The organism is Egibacteraceae bacterium (genome assembly GCA_040905805.1).
Classification (GTDB): domain Bacteria; phylum Actinomycetota; class Nitriliruptoria; order Euzebyales; family Egibacteraceae; genus DATLGH01.
On the sequence record JBBDQS010000120.1, the window covers coordinates 1 to 3,854 of the forward strand.

Annotated in this window: 8 protein-coding genes; 7 read left to right on the forward strand and 1 reads right to left on the reverse strand. The window is 68.3% G+C overall.

What is annotated here, in order from left to right; translation table 11 throughout:
- Positions 1 to 62 precede the first annotated feature (62 nt).
- From WD250_13720 to WD250_13740, 5 genes are all read left to right on the forward strand, one after another.
- Positions 63 to 419 carry a hypothetical protein gene (locus tag WD250_13720; protein MEX2621267.1) on the forward strand — a complete coding sequence of 119 codons (357 nt, stop codon included), beginning with the start codon at positions 63 to 65 and terminating at the stop codon, positions 417 to 419.
- Complete coding sequence (locus WD250_13725) at positions 416 to 559, forward strand: hypothetical protein (protein ID MEX2621268.1); 144 nt, start codon at positions 416 to 418, stop codon at positions 557 to 559. The genes WD250_13720 and WD250_13725 overlap by 4 nt, the downstream gene beginning before the upstream one ends.
- Positions 556 to 720 carry a hypothetical protein gene (locus tag WD250_13730; GenBank protein MEX2621269.1) on the forward strand — a complete coding sequence of 55 codons (165 nt, stop codon included), beginning with the start codon at positions 556 to 558 and terminating at the stop codon, positions 718 to 720. The genes WD250_13725 and WD250_13730 overlap by 4 nt, the downstream gene beginning before the upstream one ends.
- Before the next feature lie 593 nt (positions 721 to 1,313).
- On the forward strand, positions 1,314 to 1,580 hold the full coding sequence (locus WD250_13735; GenBank protein ID MEX2621270.1) for a hypothetical protein: 267 nt from the start codon (positions 1,314 to 1,316) through the stop codon (positions 1,578 to 1,580).
- Between the two features lie 3 nt (positions 1,581 to 1,583).
- A complete protein-coding gene (locus WD250_13740) occupies positions 1,584 to 1,874 on the forward strand; it encodes a hypothetical protein (GenBank protein MEX2621271.1) in 291 nt (96 codons plus the stop codon).
- A gap of 204 nt (positions 1,875 to 2,078) precedes the next feature.
- On the opposite strand, the gene WD250_13745 is transcribed toward WD250_13740, so the two are convergent.
- Positions 2,079 to 2,309 carry a DUF433 domain-containing protein gene (locus tag WD250_13745; protein ID MEX2621272.1) on the reverse strand — a complete coding sequence of 77 codons (231 nt, stop codon included), beginning with the start codon at positions 2,307 to 2,309 and terminating at the stop codon, positions 2,079 to 2,081.
- Between the two features lie 580 nt (positions 2,310 to 2,889).
- On the opposite strand from WD250_13745, the gene WD250_13750 reads away from it, so the two are divergent.
- Together WD250_13750 and WD250_13755 are read left to right on the forward strand one after the other, a co-directional pair.
- On the forward strand, positions 2,890 to 3,126 hold the full coding sequence (locus WD250_13750; protein ID MEX2621273.1) for a type II toxin-antitoxin system prevent-host-death family antitoxin: 237 nt from the start codon (positions 2,890 to 2,892) through the stop codon (positions 3,124 to 3,126).
- Positions 3,127 to 3,555: a type II toxin-antitoxin system VapC family toxin gene (locus WD250_13755; protein ID MEX2621274.1), complete on the forward strand. Its 429-nt coding sequence runs from the start codon at positions 3,127 to 3,129 to the stop codon at positions 3,553 to 3,555.
- The last annotated feature ends 299 nt before the right edge of the window (positions 3,556 to 3,854 follow it).

The following is a 3,854-nucleotide window of genomic DNA, read 5'->3' on the forward strand; positions in this document are numbered from 1 at the left end:
TCGTGGATGACCCACGAACATTGCGGAAGGGGTCGGCCGTTCCATGATGACTAGCGGTCTTCGTGGCGATCAACATGATCTACGCGATCGGCGACCTCACCCATCCCGAGTCGCCGGCCGCGTTCCTGGCCACCGCGCTGGTCATCGGCTGTGGCCTCGTCACCATCGTGCTGGCCGTCCTGGCGGCGCGGGGTCGACCCGCACCCGCTCGTCGGGTCTGGACGGTCACCGGGGGCGCCTTCGTCCTGCTCGCGGTCGGCAGCGGCCTGGCCACGGCCGCCGTCGACGACGACCAGCGACTGCCCGGCGACGTCGAGATCGTCGCTCAGGACGTCGAGTTCCCCGCGGAGGTCACCTTCGGCAGCGATGCCACCGGCCTCTTCGTCCGCAACGAGGACGCTTCCGGCATACCCTCGTGATCGAGGGCCAGCTCGACGCGGTCGAGCTCCCGGCCAACACCGACGTGCGCACTCCCGCCGACCTCGAGCCCGGTACCTACCGCTACTACTGCGACATCGTCGGCCACGAGGCAATGGAAGGCACCCTCGTGGTCGAGTGACCGGCTTCGATGCGTTGAGCGACGAGCAAGCCCAAGCGTTCTTCGACGCCTACGTCGCCGCCCTGCCGCAGAAGGCAGCGCAACTACGCGCGCACGTGGCCGCGACCGGCGGGCCCGCCGAGCGGCCCGACGGCACCCCCGACAGCCTCGAACCGCTGTAGGGAGTGGTTTGTGGCCTGGCACGACGCGGGGGTTGGGAGGTCAACGTGCGCGGCGTGCTGCAGTCGCTCGCGGGACGCGTGGCGCTGCGGGACAAGGGACGCCACGCAGCCGCCCTGCGGGAGGCGTTCGATGCGTGGATGAGCCACAGCGGGGTCGGGTGAACGACCCGCTGTACGACATCGGCCCTGCGTGGCTGCCTGACTGGGACCTCACCGTGCAACTCGACGATGTGGTCGCGCACCTGCAGGACGAGCGTCTCGACGCGCTCACCGCGACGCTCGCCGGGCTGCCGGGCGTTGAGGAGGCCATCCACGAGGACCGCGAGGTGTGGCATGTGCGCGGCACGGGGCTCGGCGCAGGTCCCGTTCCTTCATGGCATCACTGCGTCCCCTGGCGGGGCTATGGGTTGGACCGCTTACGGTTGCCTCCCCGCAGTCGAGCGAGGAGGGCGCGGCAGCTACGGAGCGTGACGTGTGCCGCCGCCGTCGACCTCCGCCCTACCCGGCAAGGGCCGCGTTCGCCGTCCATCTCGTGGGGCGTTGGACCGCATCCAATCCTACACGGAACGTATCGGTTCGTGTACCATCGGGGCGTGAGCCAGGATGCCGCACGCACCCACCGCCTGAACGTCACCCTCGACGCAGAGCACGCCGCCAAGCTCTCCAGCTTGGCCGAGCGCACGCATGTTAACGAAGGCACCCTCGCCCGGTCGCTGCTGGCCAGCGCGATCGAGGCCACCGACCCCGATCCTGACAACGTGGTTGCCCTCCTCGACGGCATCGACGGCGCCTACGAGCGCGCGCAGCGCGGTCTGCGGCAGGCAGCTACAGGGCAGACGATCCCGCTCGACGAGCTATAGCCGTTGGCTCGGGTCGAGCTCGCCGAGAGCGCGGTCGAGGATCTCCACTGGCTCATCCGCACCCACAGCCTTCCCGAAGACACGCGCGCTCGGGTGCGTCGCGGTCTCGTGCAACTCGAGCAGTTCCCACGAATAGGACCCGAGTTGCACGGCCGTTGGGCGGGTCTGCGCTTCGTCCTTGGTCCGTGGCGCTGGATGCTGATGATCTACAAGTACGACGAGTCGAACGATGGCTGTGTGGTCGTGACGATCCAGGACGCCCATGCCTCCTCATCCGCGGCCATGCGGAGCTGACGCGGCCCTACCCGGCTTGTACGCACTCGTGGCGTGACGCGAGGGTGGTTGGGGCCGCAGTACCGGTCGTGCGGTATCCGGGCTATCCGAACGTTGCTCACCCCGTAGACGGGGGGCGGCCTCGGCCGGCTTGGTGGTGGTCGCAGTGCGCCACCGCTCGTACTCCCGGTCGATCGCGGCGCAGGTTCGCGTCGACCAGGAACCTCACGCGGTGGTGCGCAAAGGCAGTGCTCGCTCACGCAGCGCCTCAGCGGCGAAGTGCAGCGCTTCGGTGACGTCATCTGCTTCAAGGTCGGGAAGTTCGGCGGTGATCTCCTCCACGGCCATGCCATCGGCAACCATCGCCACCACGGTGGCGACCGGGATGCGCAACCCCCGAATGCACGGCATGCCACCCATCTGGCCCGGGTCGACCGTGATCCGCTCAAAGCGCATGGACATCACCTCTCACCTCTCGAGTGTACGTCGCACCGCCCGGCTGCTGCGCGGGGCTCGATAGCGGTCTCCTGCGATCAGGGGCGTGACCGGTGATGGGATGGCAGCCTCTTGCCCCGTCCGTTATCGGCCGCGGTCAAGGAGCTCGTCGCACTCACGACTGGGAGGTGCCTGATGTCCACCACTGTGATCATGACCGCCCCGGACGCCGACGAGCTTGCGCCTGTGCGCGGGCGCGTTCGTGGCCGACTATCGCTCGGCACACCCGCCGCAGCTACAGCACCGCCGACCTGTCCTGTCCCTGAGCGTGGAGATATCCGATGGTCGGGCCGCCGCATTCCAGGGTTAGGGGATCCCCGGTACAGCAACGGTCGAGGGCGACCCGTGCCGCCGACAGCCAGCGGACGACGCCGGCGATCGGGGCAACCCTGGAAGTGCGGCGGATACCACGAAGGTTTGCGGATGTCGACCGGACCGCCCGGTCGGCAAGCCCTGCAAGCGTTGCCGGTCAGGGCCGGTCAGGCGCACATCTTCGACGACAGTGTCTCACCTGTGATACGCCCGTGCTATGCTGGCCTCCATGAACGAGATCAACGTGCGTGAACTGCGCAACCACGGCGGCGAGGTGCTCGAACGCGTGTCGCGTGGCGAGACCCTGACCGTGACGCGCGCCGGTGTACCCGTGGCAGAGCTGCGTCCATTGGCCCGGCAACCGCTGGCGGCTTCAACCCTGCTGGCGCGCTGGCAGCGCCTACCCCTCGTGGATGCCCACCGGCTCCGGCTAGACCTGGATCAGGTCCTCGACGCCTCGCTCTAGATGGCCACCGACCGCCGCGGTCTGCTGGACACCAGCACCGTCATCCTGCTGCCGCTCATCGATGACGCCGCTCAGTTGCCTGACGAGCCCCTGATCAGCGCCGTCACCCTGGCAGAGCTGTCGGTGGGTCCGCTGATCGCCTCCACGGAGCAACAACGCACGGCCCGGCAGGCACACGTGCAGCAGGCCGAGGCTGACTTCGACGCCTTGCCGTTTGATGCTGCGGCAGCGCGGGCGTTCGGCCGTGTGGCCGCGTCGCTACGGCAGGCGGGTCGCAAGACGACGGCTCGTACGTACGACGCGATGATCGCCGCTATCGCCGTGGCCAACGACTTACCCCTGTACACCTGCAACCCGGCTGACTTCACCGGTATTGAGGAGTTGCGCGTTGTCGTCGTCCCGCATCCGAACAGCATCGATGAGAGCTAATCAAGACCTGACAGAACGGCGGAACTCCTACGGGTTGTGACCAACGCGATCGCGGGGAATCCAAGTCCGCAGGGCGCCACGGAGCGTGATACAGACGCAGCCGTCGGCCCCCGTCTCCCGGCATAGTCCGCGTTCATCCGGTCGCACTCGTCGAACGTTGGGCCGCACTCGTGAAGTCGTGTCGTATTGCGCGTCGCCCAGTTCACGGGCCCCAGACCGCAGGTCGTCGGGGATGACCTCGTCTGCCGCCACGATTAGACGCTCGGCGCCGCCGCACCCCACCGCCACCGCCCCGGGCC